The sequence below is a fragment of the uncultured Cetobacterium sp. genome (assembly GCF_947072685.1).
GTDB lineage: Bacteria > Fusobacteriota > Fusobacteriia > Fusobacteriales > Fusobacteriaceae > Cetobacterium_A.
In genome coordinates this window covers 67,847-84,395 of record NZ_CAMTIK010000008.1, presented here as the reverse complement: position 1 = coordinate 84,395, position 16,549 = coordinate 67,847, and the positions used below count along the sequence as shown (strand labels likewise).

Below are 16,549 nucleotides of genomic sequence, written 5' to 3'. Positions count from 1 at the left end.
TCTTTACTAAATTTTTACCGGAACTAACTTAGAGATTCCTATTTTTTTATTCATTGTTACTCCATATAGAGAATCCGAGGCTTTCATTGTTTCTTTATTATGTGTTATAAGTATAAATTGAGACCTATCTGTAAACTCTTTTAACTTTCCTATTAATTTTCTTGTGTTTTTTTCATCTAAAGCTGCTTCAATCTCATCTAAGAAAGTGAACGGACTTGGTTTATACATAAATATTGCCATTATAAAGGCTATAGCAACCATTGATTTCTCTCCACCCGATAAAAGCGACAAGGCCTGTCTTTTTTTATTTTTATACTTTACAGATATTTCCACTCCACAATTTGCAAAATCTTCTCCGTTATGAAGAGAAAGATTTCCCTCTGAATTATCCAGTGTTTCTATACACATTTCATTAAAGTTTTTATTGATTTCCTCATAAGCTTCATAAAATTTTTTCTCTATTGTTTCATCAATATCTTTTATTAATAGAGATAAACTTTTTTCACCTTTTACTAAATCCTCTCTTTGAAGGTCTATGAACTTATATTTATTATCTAACTCTTTAAACTCCTCTATTGAAAGTAGATTAACTGAGTCAAAATTCTTTAATTTAATCTCAAGTTCTCTAACTTTAGATCTACTAGATTTCAAATCCTCATCTGATAAAACTACTCCTTCAACTTCTAAAAGTTCTTCTAGTTGTAGTAGAATTTCATCTATTTCTTTTGTTATTCTCTCTTTTCTCTCAATCTCTCTATTTAAAATTTCTTTTTCTTTAAATAGATTAGTTTCAAATTCTCTTGAGTTTCTTATAAGTTCCTTTGATTTTTCTTCCAAGAGATGATCCTCTTTTTTCATCTCCTTTAGTTCTTGGTTTTCATTTTCAAACTTCATATTTTTATTTTTTATCTCTTCACTTATAGTATGAGCCTTTTCTTGTAATTTTTCAAGTTCTTTTTTTATTTCTTCAATAATTTTTAATATTTTTTCTTTTTTATCTATTTGTTCTTGTTTTTCAAATTTCTCTTTAAGTTCTTCTTTTTCTATCTGGCTAAATCTATCCTGACTATTCAAATAAAGTATTCTGATATCTGAAAACTCATTTCTCAGTATACTTATATCTGAATTTAAATTCTGAATATGATTATTCTCTGTATCTAGTTCATCCTTTAATTCGGAAACTATTTTTTCTGTAATCCCTTTTTCACTTTGAGAACTCTCAACCCTCTTAGCGTATTCAACACTATAGTTCTCTTCCTCTTTTATCTCTATCTCAATAACTCTTCGTTCTTTTTCTATCTTTTGTCCTTTTTCTTTCAAATCTTTATAGAGTTCTTCTGCCAGCTTAGTTTGTCTTCTAAGAGAATCCTCTAAGGCATCTATACCACCTATCTCATCCTCATACTTTTCAAGATTTTTATTCATTACTTCAATCTTTTCATTCCAAATTTTAAGCTTAGAACTTAAATCAGTCACTGTCTCTTCCAGACTTTTTATCTCTTTTTTTCTTTCAAAAATTTGACTTACTATTGAGTTTCCACTTTCTCCTCCAGTTATTCTCCCTCTTGAGCTAAGTAACTCTCCAGAAAGCGTAACTATATTTCCACCAAAACTATTTTCTTTTAAAATATTTAAAGCTGTATCTGTATTTTCAACAATTAAAATATTTCCTAAAAGCATATCTAAAACTTTTGTATATTTTTTATCTGCTAATACAAGTTCCGATGCTCTTCCAATCACTCCATTTTTTTTAGGAATATCTCTTAAAGAACCAATTTTTATTGTATCTAGCGCTAAAAATGAAGCTCTTCCTGCTTTTTTTTCTTTTAAAAGTTGAATTCCATTTTTTGCTACTTCACTCGTCGTCACAACTATATCCTGTAGATTCCCTGGGATAGCAGCCTCTATTGCTTTTTGATAGTCTTCCGGTACAGTTATAAGTGATATTACTGCCCCTTCAACACCTTGAATTTTTGCATTTAAAATCTCTTTTACACCTTTATAGAAGCCTTCATTACTATCTTGAACTCTATATAGACCTTGAAGTCTTGCTGAGGATCTTCTCTCTTCGAACTCTGCACTTCTTATAAGCTCAGATGCTTTATTCATATCTTTACTCAAATCGCTTATTTCTTGTTCTAATTTTATCTGTCTCTCTTCAGTCTCTTTAAGCTCTTTTGACTTTTGTTCTTTATCTTTTGTTGCCTTTTCAACTTCAATTCCATTATCCGCAACTTTTTGATCATATCCAGAAAGTTCTTCCTTCAATGAATTTACTTTAAATTCACTACCTTTCATTCTTCTCGTTGAACTTTCAATTTCATTTAGTAATTTTAACTTTTCAACCTCTAAATCCATTATCTTTCTTTTTTTTAACTCAACAGCAATCTCTTTATCTTTTTTAATGCCTTCTTTTTCACCAATAATTTTTTCAAACTCTTTATTCTTAATCTCTATTTCTAAAACTCTCTCTTTTACTCGAGCTTTTTCCTCCAAAAGTTTAGAGAATATTTCATCTTTATTTGAAATAACCTTATTTAAAAGTTCATTCTCTTCCTCTTTTTGCTTCAACTCTCTTTCAAAAGATGTTTGTCTTTCTCTTACCCTTATCTCTTCTTTTTCTAAAAATTCGATTTCAGATTTAAGAGCCGTATTGCTCTCTGAGAAATTTTCAATCTTTACGTACAGCTCTTTTCTTCTCTCCTCAATCTTATTTAACTCGATTTCACATTTTTTAACCTCTGCATCTAAGTACCCTACAGAGTTTGTTAATCTTTCATTTTCTTTCTCTCCGGAATTAATAATTGATGTTTTTGAATTGAAATCAAAAGTTAAAACACCTTTTTGAAGGATATTTTTTTCATCTTTAATAGCCAAATATTCCATAGCTTTTTTAGATTGTCTCTCAACTCTTGATCTATTTTCTCCTATTTCTCCTAAAACTAACTCTATTTTTTCTAACTCATTTTGGACTTTCTCCAATCTTTTTGCTGCCTCTAGTTTTTTATATTGAAACTTCTTTACCCCTGCTGCTTCTTCAATAATCCCTTTTATTTCTTTATTCGAAGATGAGATAATTCTTTCTACTTTTCCCTGTCCAATTACTGAATAAGCACTCTTTCCAACACCTGTATCTAAAAATAGCTCCCCTACATCTTTCAATCTAACTTTTTTGTCATTTATTGAATAGTCGTTATCTCCATTTTGAGACATTTTTCTTGTTATTTTAATGCTTTCTGATTCTATTGGAAAAAAATTATCTTTATTGTCAATAAATAAAGATACCTCTGCATAACTCGCAGCTTTTTTCCCTTCTCCACCTGAAAATATTATATCCTTACTTTCTTTTGCTCTTATATTTTTATATGATTGCTCCCCTAAAACCCATAATATTCCATCCAATATATTTGATTTTCCACTTCCATTTGGTCCTACTATTGATGTTATTCCGCCATCAAAATCTATTCTTATTCTTTCACCAAAAGATTTAAATCCATAAATTTCTACACCTTTTAAATACATTATTTCTCCTAACTAATTTTTTTCTTAAAAAAAGCTAACCCTGAGGTTAGCCTATATTTAATATTTTATCAATCCCATCTTTTAAAGCTTTTAAAGCTCTCGCTCTATGGCTGATTTGATTTTTTATTTCAGGCATCTCTGCAAATGTTTTATCATATTCTGATAGATAAAAATGTGGATCATATCCAAATCCATCTTTTCCTCTAGCTTCATCTATAACTATACCTTCAATTTCTCCTCTAAAAGAGTACGATTCTCCATTGGGTTTACCTAAAGTTATAACCGTAACAAATTTAGCTTTCCTATTTTTTACACCTTGTAAATTTTCAATTAGTTTTTTATTATTTTCTACATCACTTGAATCTTCTCCTGCATATCTTGCTGAATAAACTCCAGGAGCTCCATCTAAAGCTTCAACACAAAGACCAGAATCATCGGATATTGTTATCATATTTGTAAACTTTGCTATCTCTAAAGCTTTTTTCCTAGAATTTTCCTCAAAAGTATCTCCATCTTCTACAACCTCAGGAATCTCGATCCCATCTTTTATAGAAAGTATTTCAAATTTTAATCCATCTAATATTTTTGACATCTCATCGATTTTCTTTTTATTTCCTGTGGCTAAAAATATTTTCATTACTTTGAAAACTCCTCCTCTATCTCTTTTCTTTGGATTTCTATAAGCTCATAAACTCCTTTTTCAGCTAAATCAAGTAGACTATTTAACTCTTTTCTTGTGAATGTAGCTTCCTCTCCAGTTCCTTGAATTTCAACAAACTCTCCCTTATCATTCATAATAACATTCATATCTACTTCAGCTTCTGAATCCTCAGTATACATTAAATCTAAAACTGGAGTTCCTTTAACTACACCTACTGAAATTGCAGCTATATTTGATGTTATTGGATTTTCAGTCAATACACCTTTTTCTACAAGCCTTCTCATAGCCATCTCTAAAGCTATAAATCCACCAGTTATAGCTGTCGTTCTTGTTCCACCATCAGCTTGAATTACATCACAATCTATTGTAACAGTTCTTTCACCTAATTTTTCTAAATCGATACAAGCTCTCAACGCTCTTCCTATAAGTCTTTGAATTTCCATAGTTCTTCCACCAAGTTTCCCTTTAGCAGCTTCCCTTTGATTTCTCTCTCCTGTTGCTCTTGGTAACATCGAATACTCCGCTGTAATCCATCCTTTACCTTGATTTCTTAAAAATGGGGGTACTTTATCTACAACTGTTGCAGTACATATAACCCTTGTATGCCCAACCTCTATTAAAACACATCCTTCTGCATATATTGTGTAGTTTCTAGTGATTTTTACTTCTCTTTTTTCATCTGTTTTTCTTCCATCTTGTCTTATCATTTTTTTACCTCTCCTATATATACTGTTCTAACTCTTCTAAACTACCATTCTCTATGAGCTGTGCCGTTTCTATTGGCTGTGCTTTTCCAAATTGAATCTCATAAAGTTTTCTATAAATCCCATCTTTTTTAAGAAGTTCTTGATGATTTCCAACCTCTTTTATCTCTCCATTTTCCATTACAACTATTTTGTCAGCGTTTATTATCGTCGATAATCTATGAGCTATAACAAAAGTTGTTCTTCCTTGCATCAATTTATCTAAAGCCTCTTGCACAAGTCTTTCTGATTCTGTATCAAGAGCAGATGTTGCTTCATCTAGTATCATTATACTTGGATTTTGAATTAAAGCTCTAGCTATCGCTATTCTTTGTTTTTGTCCTCCAGATAGAAGAATTCCTCTCTCTCCTACTTCAGTTTCAAACTGATTTGGTAATTCCATTATAAAGTCATACGCATTCGCCATTTTAGAAGCGTTTTCTATCTCTTCTTGAGACACTTTATCCTTGCCAAATCCTATGTTCTCACCTATTGTTCCACTAAATAAAAATGTTTCTTGCGGAACTATCCCTATATGATTTCTATATTTTTCTAAAGATATCTCTCTTATATCAATTTTATTTATTTTTATGCTTCCACCTGTAATATCATAATATCTTGGTAAAAGATTTACAAGTGTTGTTTTCCCACTTCCACTTTTCCCTACTAGAGCTACAACTTCTCCTGCTTTCACATTTAAAGTAAACTTTTTCAACACATTTTCTTCCCCATCATCATATTTAAAATCTACATCTTTAAAGCTAATTTTTTCAATAATTTCAGGTACTGGTCTTAATATCTCACCAATATGATCTGGTTCTAATGGTACATCAAATATTTCAATAACTCTATCTGCCGAAGGAAGTGCTTCCTGAAGCTCACTGTTTCTCTTAATTAAAGTTTTTAACGGCTGTTGCATAAGTCCTATCGCTGTGATGAAAGAGATCAAATCTCCGGGTGTCATACTTTGAACTACTATAATTTGATACCCTCCATATGAAGCCACTAAAAGAATCATTATTGTTGCTAAAACCTCATTTATAGGAGATATTTTTGCTTTTATTTTCGTAGTTTTATATATCTTATCAAATTCTTCCTGAGTTACACTCTTATATCTATCAATTATTTTATCACTTCTATTAAATCCTTTTATAACTGAAACACCCGATAGAGCCTCTTGTACAAAAGCTGTTACATCTCCTACCGTGTCTTGTCTAACTCTTCCTGATTTTCTAATTTTTTTAGTATATTTTTTTACCATTGATAAAATTGCAGGTAAAACAGTTAAAGATATCAGAGCTAGTATTATATCCACCTGAAACATTCTTACAAGAAGTGCTAGAACAGTTATAAACTCTTTAAGCATATCAAACAACATAAATCCTATTCTTCCAAGAGTTGTTGAATCTCCAGAAAGTCTTGCCATAATATCTCCTAGCTTATTCTGTTTAAAATAAGCTATTGGAAGTTTTTGAAGATGTGTAAAAACATCAACTTTTATATCTCTTCTTATCTTTTCTGTTATATAGCCTGATGATATATCAGCAAAATAGTTTGTTATAACTTTTAAAATTGTTGAAGCAAAAATAGCTCCTATAACCATCATCATCATCTGGGCATTCTTTTTCACTAAAACATCATCTATCAAATATTTGCTTAACCATGCAGGAACTGCACTCATAAGAGAAGTTATTGTTGAAAGTATTATCACTCCAACCATAGCTCCTTTATATTTCAAACTATATTTCAAGAAAGTGTTTAAAGATTTATTCTTAAACAACCCCATTATTTTCTTGTCAAATTTATTTATTTTTTCCATTTTATTTTCCTTTCAATAAAAATTCAGCATACTGTTTTGTAATCTCATTTCCAGAAAGCTTCTCTCTTATTTTTTGAATTTTTTCTTGAACAAAGTTTAAATTTTCTAAAATATTTATCATATTTTTTTCTATTTCATCAGGATTACATTTTTTTTGAAGTAACTCTGGAAAAACTTCCTCATTTAGAGTTAAATTTGGAAGTGATACAAATCCTACCTTCAAAATATATTTAGCTATAAAGTAATTAAAAAAATTAGTTTTATAAATCACTATAGTTGGCATTCCAAGTAGTGCTAATTCTAAAGTTACTGTTCCAGATGCTGCAATCGCAAGCCTACTCTCCTCTACAGCCTCTTTTAAGCTTATTATGCAATTTACCTCTAAGTTTGAATAACTTTCTAAATTCTCATCTATCCATTTTAAATGGTCATTTGATGATAATTTTAAAAGATATTTTTGGTTTGGGTTTCTTTTTACTACTTCAAGTATATCAGGAATTAACGATTTTATCTCCTGTTTTCTACTTCCTGGTAGCAGTAAAATTTTATTACCTTTATGTTTTACATTTTTATATCTCTCTGTGAAAGGATTTCCATAATAAACTACTTCAAGTCCATGCTTTTTATAAAACTCCACTTCCCAAGGAAATATTACCATGATATGATCTGCTAATTTTAGCTTTTCTATCCGTTTTTCTCCCCAAATCCAAAGTTTGGGTGGAATATAATAAAACACTTCTATATCTTTAATCTCACTTTTTAACATCTCTAAAAACTTTAGATTAAATCCTCCATAGTCTACCATTATAACTTTTTTTATATTCTCACGCTTTATAAATCCAATGTACTCTTTGGCCTTATTCTTTAAAAAATTATATTTTTTTATAGCCTCAGTAAATCCCATGATAGCAAGTTCATCAATATCCTGTATGATCTCTACTCCCACTTCTTTACAATGCTTTCCTGCAACGCCATAAAACCTTGCACTTTCATCTAAACTTTTGGCTTCTTTAACTAAATAGGATAAGTGCAAATCTCCCGATACTTCTCCTGTCGAAACAAATATTTTCATATTTTCACTCCAATAATAAAGATATTGTTTTTTTCAGCTAGTTCAATACATTCTTTAGAATCTAAAAATAGCATTTTTCCAGCTTCTGCAACTATCCCTTTTGCTTTTATATCTATTGCTTTTTTTATAGTTTCTATCCCCACTGCAGGTATATCCACCCTCATATCTTGTTGGGGTCTAGACATTTTTACAACAATACACCCCTCACCAGCGTATTCTCCCGCTCTTTCTATAGTTTTATCAGTTCCTTCTATCCCTTCCAAAGCTACAACAGAGGATTCTTTACAAACTACAGTTTGACCTGCATCAACCTCGCTCAAAGCTTTAGCTGCTTCTATACCAATTTTTATAGTTTCCATATCCTGTTTACTTGGCAATAATCTTGTATAACAACTATTTAAAAACATCATATTTCCTAACAGGTGATTTTGTGGTAAAACTTTGATTTTATTCAATCTTAAAAAAGAGATAACACCAAAAAGAAGTGTCTCATCTTTTTTATCCGGTAGTTTTTTCATCAGTTCTTCCCCAAAATAATCTAATTTCATCTCCTGAAAAAGAACTGATTTTTCTACCTTCCCAAGCATTACCACTTCTAATATATCATTTAATAATAGATACTTTGTTATCTCTCCTATCTGTCCTATATTAAATTCTTTATAATTTTTATATTCCTTTATTTCATTTTCAATCGTATCAAAAAGTCCTATTATATACACCTCTATATCCTGAGCTTGCGCTTCTTTAAGGAAATATAGAGGTAACTTTCCGTTACCTACTATTATTCCAACTTTTTTCATTATCTTGTAATCCCCCTATTGCTTCCTTTTATAAATTCTACAAGATACTTTATATTTTTATCTTCTGAAAATCCTTCTTGTAACTCTATTAAAGCTTCTTTTAAAGGAGTTCCATTTCTAAATATAATTTTATACGCTTTTTTTATATTTGAACGTTCCTCATCAGAAAATCCCTTTCTTCTAAGTCCAACGCTATTCAATCCTCTTATTGCAGCCTTATTCCCTTCAGCCATAACAAATGGACATATATCCTGATTAATTGCACTCCCACCACCTGTCATAGAATATGATCCTATTCTACAAAATTGATGTACTGGTGTCAATCCACCTATTATAACAAAATCATCTACTGTAACATGTCCTGCCAGAGTAACTCCGTTAGCTAATATACAATGATTTCCCACTATAACATCGTGAGCCACGTGAACATAAGCCATCAATAGATTATTGTCTCCAATTCTTGTTTCCCATCTATCATCTGTCCCTCTATGAATTGTAACAAACTCTCTTATGCTGTTGTTATTTCCTATTATAGTTTTAGTTGGTTCATCCTTATACTTCAAGTCTTGAGATGCTTTTCCAATAGATACAAACGAATATATTGTGTTATTTTCTCCTATCTCTGTTATCCCTTCAACTACAACATGAGATTGTAATACAGTATTTTTTCCTATTGTTACATCTTTTCCTACTATACAAAAAGCACCTATTTTCACTCCAGATTCTAGTTTTGCTCCATCTTCAACTATAGCAGTGCTATGAATTTCAATCACTATTTTTTCACCCTACTCTCTATTTATCCATAATGGTAAATGTAAACGATGACTCTGTCACCACTTTCCCATCTACTTTTGCTACTCCTGTAGCTTTTACTATGTTTCTTCTTAATTTATCTACTTTTACTTCATATATAACCTGATCTCCTGGTCTTACTGGTGCTTTAAACTTCACATTCTCAATTGCTGCAAAATAAGGAACTTTGCCTTCAGTATCATCTAAAACTAAAACACCTAAACATTGAGCCATTCCTTCAACTATTAAAACCCCTGGCATAATTGGATGTCCTGGGAAATGTCCATTAAAAAACTGCTCATTTATTGTAACATTCTTTAAACCTCTTATTGTTTGAGCCTCTTTATCCATTTCTAAAATTCTATCTACCAATAAGAACGGGTATCTATGTGGTATTCTTTTCATTATCTCCATAATATCTAACATGTTTTTTCCTCCTGCTTTTTTAGTAATCTTGCAAACTCTATATCTAAAGCATGTCCTGCTTTGATAGCTATTATATGTCCTTTGATTGGCCTATTTAAAACTTTTAAATCTCCTATTAAATCTAAAATTTTATGCCTTACAAACTCATCCTCATATCTTAGTCCACTCGGATTTAGAACTCCATCTTTTTTTATAACTATTGCATTCTCTAAAGTTCCACCAAGAGCCAAGTTATTTTGCTTTAAATATTCCACCTCATAATCAAATCCAAATGTTCTAGCTTTAGCTATCTCATCTTTATAGGTTTCCAAATCTACTTCAACTTCTAACATTTGACTTTTTAAAAAACTGTGATCAAATTTTATTGTATAAGTTATTTTATATCCATCAAAAGGTAATCCAACAATGTGTTTATCTCCCACTGTTAAATTTGTAGCCGATTTAATCACAATTTCTTCGACATCCTCTGTAAGATCTCTTGTTCCAATTTCTTCTAAAAGCTCTACAAATATTTTTGCGCTTCCATCTAATATTGGAAGCTCGTTTCCATCTAGCTCCACAATTAAATCTGTTATATTCATAATATAAAGTGCTGATAAAAAATGTTCAATCGTATAAACCGAAGCTCCAAACTCATTTCTAAGATTTGTTCCTCTTGTAAGGTCAAAACTATTTTCAATATCCATTAAAATCTCGTTTTTTCCATCTTCCAAATCTATTCTTTTAAAAATAATCCCCCCATTTTCTGCAGGAATTAATTTTAATTTTATATCTTCACCTTTGTGAAGTCCTATTCCATTATAGACAAGTTCTTCTCTAAGAGTTTTTCTTTTCATTCTTTCTCCTTACTATGCTTTTGATAGAAATTTTGTCGCTAAAACTAAAGCTATCTCTTTTTTTCCATCAACAAACTGTACTCCTATTTTTTTCTCAGATATTTCAACTACTTTTCCTAAACCAAACTTTGAATGAATAACTTTCTCACCCATTTTAAAAGGAGAATTTTCAAAGCTTTTTATTTTCTTCAAATCTTCAGCTGAGATTAGATTTTTAAATCCAGTTATTTTTTTCTTATCCTCACCCAATCTTGATTTTTGTAAAGTGCTTCCTACTCTATTCTCTTGTTCAACAACCTCTGATGGAAGCTCATTAATAAATCTTGACTTTACTTTTCCAATTATTTCTCCATAAGTAAATCTACTTCTAGCATGTGTTATATAAAGCTTTTCTTCCGCTCTTGTTATTGCTACATAGCACAGTCTTCTTTCCTCTTCTAACTCCTCTGGATTAAATAAAAGTTTTTTAGACCCAGGGAATATATCATCTTCAACACCTGTTAAAAATACCACTGGAAACTCCAATCCTTTTGAGTTATGGATTGTCATCAATTTTACATAATCTGTTTCACCATCTAAGTTATCGGTGGCACTAACTAAAGATATATTTTCTAAATATTCTCTCAAAGTTAAAAAATCCACTGTCTTTTCTAGCTCAACTATTGAGTTTTTTAACTCTTCAACATTCTCTATTCGCCCTTCTGCTTCAACCCCATATGATGAGTTTAAATATGAAAAATACCCAATTCTCTTTATCAGTTCATCAAATACTTCGCTTACACTTGACTCTTGAACCATCTCAATCAAATCTGATAAAATTGTGCACAACTCATCTAAAGCTATCTTCACCCCAGTAGTTAATCCGGGAATCTCTTTTCCATTTTTCAAGGCTTCAAACATTGACATCCCATTCTCATTAGCATAATTCTTTATCTTTTCTATACTTTTATCTCCAAGCTTCCTCTTGGGAACATTTATAATTCTATTCAAATTTATTGTATCCTGTGAATTATTTATAACGGTCAAATACGCTAAAAGATCCTTTATTTCAGCTCTTTGATAGAATTGCATTCCACCAAAAACTTTATACGCAATATTATATTTTAAAAAACCTTCTTCAAATACCCTTGACTGAGCATTTGTTCTATATAAAATCGTAAAATCTTTATATGTTTTTCCCAAATTTTTTCTTTTTATAATCTCTTCTATTACGTAATTTGCCTCTTCTCTTCCATCTTGGCATTCTTTTATAGTTATCAGTTCTCCTTGCGGTTTCTTAGTCCATAAATTTTTATCTTTAGATGTTTTGTTGTTTTTTATTACTTCATTTGCCGCCGTTAATATAGCTGATGTAGAACGATAGTTCTCTTCTAGTTTTACAACCAGTGCATCTTTATATTCTTTTTCAAAATCCAATATGTTTTTTATATTGGCTCCTCTAAACCCATAAATACTTTGATTTTCATCACCAACAACACAAATATTTCTATACTTAGAAGCTATTTTAGTTATAATATTATATTGTAAATTATTTGTATCTTGATATTCATCAATCATTATATAGTGAAATTTTTCTTGTAATTTCTCTAAAATATCCGGCATTTCAAGAAGTTTATATAAATTTACTAATATGTCAGAAAAATCCATACCGTTATTTTCTTTAATGATGACATTGTATTTTCTGTAACACTCTAAAATTATCTTATAGTTTATATCAAACCTATTTTCTTTTTCGTAGTCAGCCGGAGTAATACTATTTTCCTTTAACTTTGATATAATCGATACAACCATCCCTTCAGTTAAAGATTTATCTTTTACAACAAACTCTTTCATGATATTTCTTATAACCCTTTTTTGATCGTCTATATCATATATAGTAAAATTTGAATTATATCCTAACTTTTCTCCATAAACTCTCAAAAGCCTAACTCCAAAAGAGTGAAATGTAGAGATCATAGCTTTATGAGCATCATCGCCTATTAAAGTTTCAACCCTTTCTCTCATCTCTTTAGCTGCTTTATTTGTAAATGTAACCGCTAAAATTTTGTATGGCGATATCCCTTTTTCGTTTATCATGTGAGCTATTCTATATGTTATTGTTCTAGTTTTTCCTGAGCCAGCTCCTGCTAGTATTAAAAGTGGACCTTCTATTTTTTGAGCAGCCTCTCTCTGCTTCTCGTTTAACTTATCTAATATACTCATAGTTTCTCCTTTAAAATTATACCATATAATTATATCACTATTCAAATAAAATACCCGATTTTCCAATAGTTTTTTTGGATTTTATCGGGTATCATAGTCTTTTTTTTTATTCTATCTCATCTTTTGATCTTTCTGTAAAAAATTTAAGCAAGTTCACAAGAATATAGTAGCATGTAACAATAAACATACTGTACTTTAATGTCGCCAATATTATCAATATAAATGGTACCATTAACTTCTTTGGAACAAAACTAAATACTTTGTCTGGCGTTTTAAATGGAATAGTACTAACCATCAATATAGCTGCAACTAATGTTAACCCTACAAACATTTCAACTGAAAATAAATTTACTCCTAAATTATTTCTTACCACTTCAACAAACAACAGATAAGAACATACAACCGATGCTCCAGATGGGATTGGCATTCCACTAAAATCATCTTTTTCACTTGACGCTGTTGTAACTATGTTAAATTTCACTAATCTCATTACCCCACACAGTGCATATATAAAAGATATCGGTATTACAAATGAACTTATATTTGCGGATTTATTTAAAACCGAATAAACAAGTATTGCTGGTGCTAATCCAAAAGTTATTGCATCACAGAAGGAATCAAACTCTTTTCCAAATTCACTAAATGCATCTAGTTTTCTGGCTGTTTTTCCATCCAACCCATCACACACCATTCCTAGTATTATAAACCAAATAGCTTTTGAGAAATCTCCAGCTATTGAAGCTGTGATACTTAGATATCCTAAAAACATATTCGCTGCTGTAATTGCATTTGGTGCAATATACTTTCTTTCTACCATTTTTAATCATCTCCCTGTTTTTACAAATCTATTTGATTTTATCACATATATAGGATAAAATCAATATATGGATAGTTTATAAACTAGTATAAAGAAGGTGAAGAAAAATTTAATGAATAAGAATTATTTTTTTAATATTTTTCCTAACGAGGATGAATTTTTAATAGCATCTCTTTGGGAGGATTTAACACTGTGTTTAGAAATAGAATTCCCTATATATACGACTAGCTTCATTTCACCACAAATTTGGACAAAACTAAGTGAAATCAGTAACCAATTTAATCTCCAAATATTTACACTTGGGCTAACTCCTACTTCAGAAAAAAAAATTGTCGCTTTTGCACCTAAAAATTTTTCAGAAACTAACCTTGAATTTCCTGTGAAATATTTTAAAATTGTTGGAACAAATAAATTTAAAACACTTCATCATAAAGATTTTTTAGGTTCAATTATGAGCTTAGGTTTAAAAAGAGAAACTTTGGGGGATATTTTAGTTCAAGATAATATCGGATATTGTATTGCTTTTCAAGATATTTACGACATTATAAAAGATAACTTACACCAAATAAATACAATTCCTATAAAAATTACTGATGTAAGCTGTTTAGAAATTCCTAAACCTCAATTTAAAGATATTTCTAATGCTGTTAGCTCATTACGTTTAGATTCTGTAATTGCTGCTATTGGAAATTTTTCTAGAAACATTAGTACTGATCTCATTGAATCCGGCGATGTTTCGGTCAACTATTCGATTGAAAAAAACAAAAGTAAAATAACTAACATTGGCTCAGTTATTACAATTAAAAAGATAGGTAAATTTATTCTATATAAAAATTTAGGTGAAACAAAAAAAGGTAAATTTAAAATTATTATCAAACAATATATTTAGGAGGGGACATTGAGTATGAAAACTGTAAAAACTATTGATGCTACTGGAATGATACTTTGTCATGATATTACAAAAATAGTTCCTGGAGAATTTAAAGGGGTCGCATTTAAAAAAGGTCATATCATTACAGAGAGTGATATTCCTGAACTTTTAAAACTTGGAAAAGATAATCTTTTCGTTTGGGAACATCAAGAAGGAACTCTTCATGAAAATGATGCTGCAATCAGAATAAAAGATCACATTGCCGGGACTGGTCTAGATTTTTCTACAATTAAAGAGGGTAAAATTGATTTTTCTGCTCAAACCGACGGGCTTTTAAAAGTGAATGTAAAAGAACTTCTAAAGATTAATATGTTGGGCGAGATTATCGTTGCAACCCTTCAAAATAATACTCCCGTAAAAAAAGGAACTAAAGTCGCTGGAACTAGAGTTATTCCTCTTGTAATTGATGAAACTAAAATAAACCTTATGGAGACTTCATCTCAAAAAAAAATTATCTCCATCCTTCCAATAGTTCCTAAAAAAGTTGCTATCATAAGTACTGGAAATGAAGTTTATTATGGTCGAATTCAAGATAAATTTGGCCCTATTTTAACCGAAAAAGTTAAAGAATATGGTTGTGAAGTTATTTACCATACTTTCTCCTCCGATGATAAAGAGATGATAAAAGATAAAATAAAAGAAGCTCTACTTACAGAGGCTGAAATTATTCTTTGTACTGGCGGTATGTCAGTTGATCCTGACGACAGAACTCCGCTCGCAATTAAAGAGATGGGGGGAGAACTTATTACATACGGTGCCCCTGTTCTTCCTGGCGCCATGCTTCTTCTTGCATACCACGATGACAAAACTATTCTTGGTCTCCCTGGATGTGTTATGCACTCTAAAAGAACTGCTTTTGATTTAGTTCTTCCTAGAATTTTAGCTGGAGATAGAATTACATTCAAAGATATCGCCAGTTACGGACATGGTGGACTTTGTTTAAATTGTCCTATATGTACATTTCCTCACTGTTCTTTCGGAAAATAGTTCTATAAAAAAAGATGAGATTTCTCTCATCTTTTTTAATAAAACCTTATAATTTGAGAGTAACTCTTCACCTCAAAGGAATTTAATGTTTGAATATTTTTTTTATCTTCAACTCTTGAGGAGTTTTCTGTAAAATCTGTAATTCCTGCCCAAGGCTCTAAACAGATAAACTCACTAGAGTCAGTATTTGTCCACAAGGCTAATACTGGAAATTTTTCAAATCTAAACTCAACTCCATGTTTAGATTCAGAATGTTTTATATTCACAATACGATTTTGTATCCCATCAAAAACTAACGCATCCTTTTCAAAACTTTCTTTTGATAAAGTAAATTTTTTAGGAGTCTGTATCACTTCAAATCTATCTGATAAGAATGAATTGTTTCTTTCATCTATTTTATAAAGATGACACTCCTCTTTTTCAAATTCTAAATAATAATTTTCAAAATTTAAATCTCTATTGAAATTACAATAAAAAGCTGTATGTCCACCTATATGATAATACATAGTTTCTGTATCCTTATTTTCAACAACATATTCATGAGTTAATATATCCTCTTCTAGTTTATAAATAACTTTGAAAGAGAAAATATAAGGGTATTTCTCTTTTGTATATTCGTTAGGAGTCAATTCAAATATAGCCTTTGTTTCACTGCTCTCAAGAAGTTTAAACTCCAAATCTCTTGCAAATCCATGTTTTGTCATCGGTAAAACCATTCTTTTCCCACCAATTGGATAATCGATTTTACCATTTGCTATATTCCCAATAAATGGAAATAAATTTGGAGCACTTTTTTTAAAGCTTCCACTTGTACCTGGCCAGATATATTGAATCTCGTTATCTTTTCTGATAACACTTTTCAACTCCGCCCCGGACTTGCTTATTAAAACTACCAACTTATCATTTTCAATTTTTATCATGAGAGTTCTCTCTCCTTTAAT

General features: G+C 30.4%; 14 protein-coding genes. 2 read left to right on the top strand and 12 right to left on the bottom strand.

The window, feature by feature from the left end; translation table 11 throughout:
- Positions 1-6: 6 nt before the first annotated feature.
- The 11 genes from smc to pssA all read right to left on the bottom strand — a co-directional run bounded on the left by smc (position 7) and on the right by pssA (position 13,690).
- Positions 7-3,522, bottom strand: a complete 3,516-nt coding sequence (gene smc / locus Q0V67_RS04445) for a chromosome segregation protein SMC (protein WP_297597430.1) — start codon at positions 3,520-3,522, stop codon at positions 7-9.
- A 46-nt stretch (positions 3,523-3,568) separates the two neighbouring features.
- Positions 3,569-4,159 (bottom strand): XTP/dITP diphosphatase, encoded by a 591-nt coding sequence (locus Q0V67_RS04440; RefSeq protein WP_297597427.1) that lies wholly within the window; start codon positions 4,157-4,159, stop codon positions 3,569-3,571.
- Entirely contained in the window at positions 4,159-4,890 is a 732-nt protein-coding gene (gene rph / locus Q0V67_RS04435; RefSeq protein WP_297597425.1) for a ribonuclease PH, read from the bottom strand. Before rph ends, Q0V67_RS04440 begins: the two co-directional genes overlap by 1 nt.
- Positions 4,891-4,903: 13 nt before the next feature.
- Positions 4,904-6,745, bottom strand: a complete 1,842-nt coding sequence (locus tag Q0V67_RS04430; protein WP_297597423.1) for an ABC transporter ATP-binding protein — start codon at positions 6,743-6,745, stop codon at positions 4,904-4,906.
- A 1-nt stretch (position 6,746) separates the two neighbouring features.
- A complete protein-coding gene (gene lpxB, locus Q0V67_RS04425; protein WP_297597421.1) occupies positions 6,747-7,817 on the bottom strand; it encodes a lipid-A-disaccharide synthase in 1,071 nt (356 codons plus the stop codon).
- Complete coding sequence (gene lpxI, locus Q0V67_RS04420; RefSeq protein ID WP_297597419.1) at positions 7,814-8,617, bottom strand: UDP-2,3-diacylglucosamine diphosphatase LpxI; 804 nt, start codon at positions 8,615-8,617, stop codon at positions 7,814-7,816. The genes lpxB and lpxI overlap by 4 nt, the downstream gene beginning before the upstream one ends.
- Positions 8,617-9,390, bottom strand: a complete 774-nt coding sequence (gene lpxA / locus Q0V67_RS04415) for an acyl-ACP--UDP-N-acetylglucosamine O-acyltransferase (protein ID WP_297597417.1) — start codon at positions 9,388-9,390, stop codon at positions 8,617-8,619. Before lpxA ends, lpxI begins: the two co-directional genes overlap by 1 nt.
- Before the next feature lie 19 nt (positions 9,391-9,409).
- Complete coding sequence (gene fabZ / locus Q0V67_RS04410) at positions 9,410-9,835, bottom strand: 3-hydroxyacyl-ACP dehydratase FabZ (protein WP_297597415.1); 426 nt, start codon at positions 9,833-9,835, stop codon at positions 9,410-9,412.
- Entirely contained in the window at positions 9,829-10,671 is an 843-nt protein-coding gene (gene lpxC / locus Q0V67_RS04405) for a UDP-3-O-acyl-N-acetylglucosamine deacetylase (RefSeq protein ID WP_297597413.1), read from the bottom strand. The genes fabZ and lpxC overlap by 7 nt, the downstream gene beginning before the upstream one ends.
- A 12-nt stretch (positions 10,672-10,683) precedes the next feature.
- Positions 10,684-12,873 carry an ATP-dependent helicase gene (locus Q0V67_RS04400; protein WP_297597411.1) on the bottom strand — a complete coding sequence of 730 codons (2,190 nt, stop codon included), beginning with the start codon at positions 12,871-12,873 and terminating at the stop codon, positions 10,684-10,686.
- A gap of 106 nt (positions 12,874-12,979) precedes the next feature.
- Positions 12,980-13,690 carry a CDP-diacylglycerol--serine O-phosphatidyltransferase gene (gene pssA / locus Q0V67_RS04395; RefSeq protein WP_297597409.1) on the bottom strand — a complete coding sequence of 237 codons (711 nt, stop codon included), beginning with the start codon at positions 13,688-13,690 and terminating at the stop codon, positions 12,980-12,982.
- Positions 13,691-13,802: 112 nt separating this feature from the next.
- Here pssA and Q0V67_RS04390 point away from each other — a divergent pair, with 112 nt between their 5' ends.
- Both Q0V67_RS04390 and Q0V67_RS04385 read left to right on the top strand, forming a co-directional pair.
- Positions 13,803-14,579, top strand: a complete 777-nt coding sequence (locus Q0V67_RS04390) for a YlmH/Sll1252 family protein (RefSeq protein ID WP_297597386.1) — start codon at positions 13,803-13,805, stop codon at positions 14,577-14,579.
- A 15-nt stretch (positions 14,580-14,594) separates the two neighbouring features.
- Positions 14,595-15,608, top strand: coding sequence for a molybdopterin-binding protein (locus Q0V67_RS04385; RefSeq protein WP_297597384.1), 1,014 nt, complete (start codon positions 14,595-14,597; stop codon positions 15,606-15,608).
- A gap of 35 nt (positions 15,609-15,643) precedes the next feature.
- Here Q0V67_RS04385 and Q0V67_RS04380 read toward each other — a convergent pair whose 3' ends face one another.
- Positions 15,644-16,528, bottom strand: coding sequence for an aldose 1-epimerase family protein (locus tag Q0V67_RS04380; protein WP_297597382.1), 885 nt, complete (start codon positions 16,526-16,528; stop codon positions 15,644-15,646).
- Positions 16,529-16,549: the final 21 nt, after the last annotated feature.

What these genes read in the sequence shown, in the direction of transcription:
- smc (WP_297597430.1), bottom strand. Translation starts at nt 3,522, where the DNA reads ATGTATTTAAAAGGTGTAGAAATTTATGGATTTAAATCTTTTGGTGAA.
- Q0V67_RS04440 (WP_297597427.1), bottom strand. Translation starts at nt 4,159, where the DNA reads ATGAAAATATTTTTAGCCACAGGAAATAAAAAGAAAATCGATGAGATG.
- rph (WP_297597425.1), bottom strand. Translation starts at nt 4,890, where the DNA reads ATGATAAGACAAGATGGAAGAAAAACAGATGAAAAAAGAGAAGTAAAA.
- Q0V67_RS04430 (WP_297597423.1), bottom strand. Translation starts at nt 6,745, where the DNA reads ATGGAAAAAATAAATAAATTTGACAAGAAAATAATGGGGTTGTTTAAG.
- lpxB (WP_297597421.1), bottom strand. Translation starts at nt 7,817, where the DNA reads ATGAAAATATTTGTTTCGACAGGAGAAGTATCGGGAGATTTGCACTTA.
- lpxI (WP_297597419.1), bottom strand. Translation starts at nt 8,617, where the DNA reads ATGAAAAAAGTTGGAATAATAGTAGGTAACGGAAAGTTACCTCTATAT.
- fabZ (WP_297597415.1), bottom strand. Translation starts at nt 9,835, where the DNA reads ATGTTAGATATTATGGAGATAATGAAAAGAATACCACATAGATACCCG.
- lpxC (WP_297597413.1), bottom strand. Translation starts at nt 10,671, where the DNA reads ATGAAAAGAAAAACTCTTAGAGAAGAACTTGTCTATAATGGAATAGGA.
- Q0V67_RS04400 (WP_297597411.1), bottom strand. Translation starts at nt 12,873, where the DNA reads ATGAGTATATTAGATAAGTTAAACGAGAAGCAGAGAGAGGCTGCTCAA.
- pssA (WP_297597409.1), bottom strand. Translation starts at nt 13,690, where the DNA reads ATGGTAGAAAGAAAGTATATTGCACCAAATGCAATTACAGCAGCGAAT.
- Q0V67_RS04390 (WP_297597386.1), top strand. Translation starts at nt 13,803, where the DNA reads ATGAATAAGAATTATTTTTTTAATATTTTTCCTAACGAGGATGAATTT.
- Q0V67_RS04385 (WP_297597384.1), top strand. Translation starts at nt 14,595, where the DNA reads ATGAAAACTGTAAAAACTATTGATGCTACTGGAATGATACTTTGTCAT.
- Q0V67_RS04380 (WP_297597382.1), bottom strand. Translation starts at nt 16,528, where the DNA reads ATGATAAAAATTGAAAATGATAAGTTGGTAGTTTTAATAAGCAAGTCC.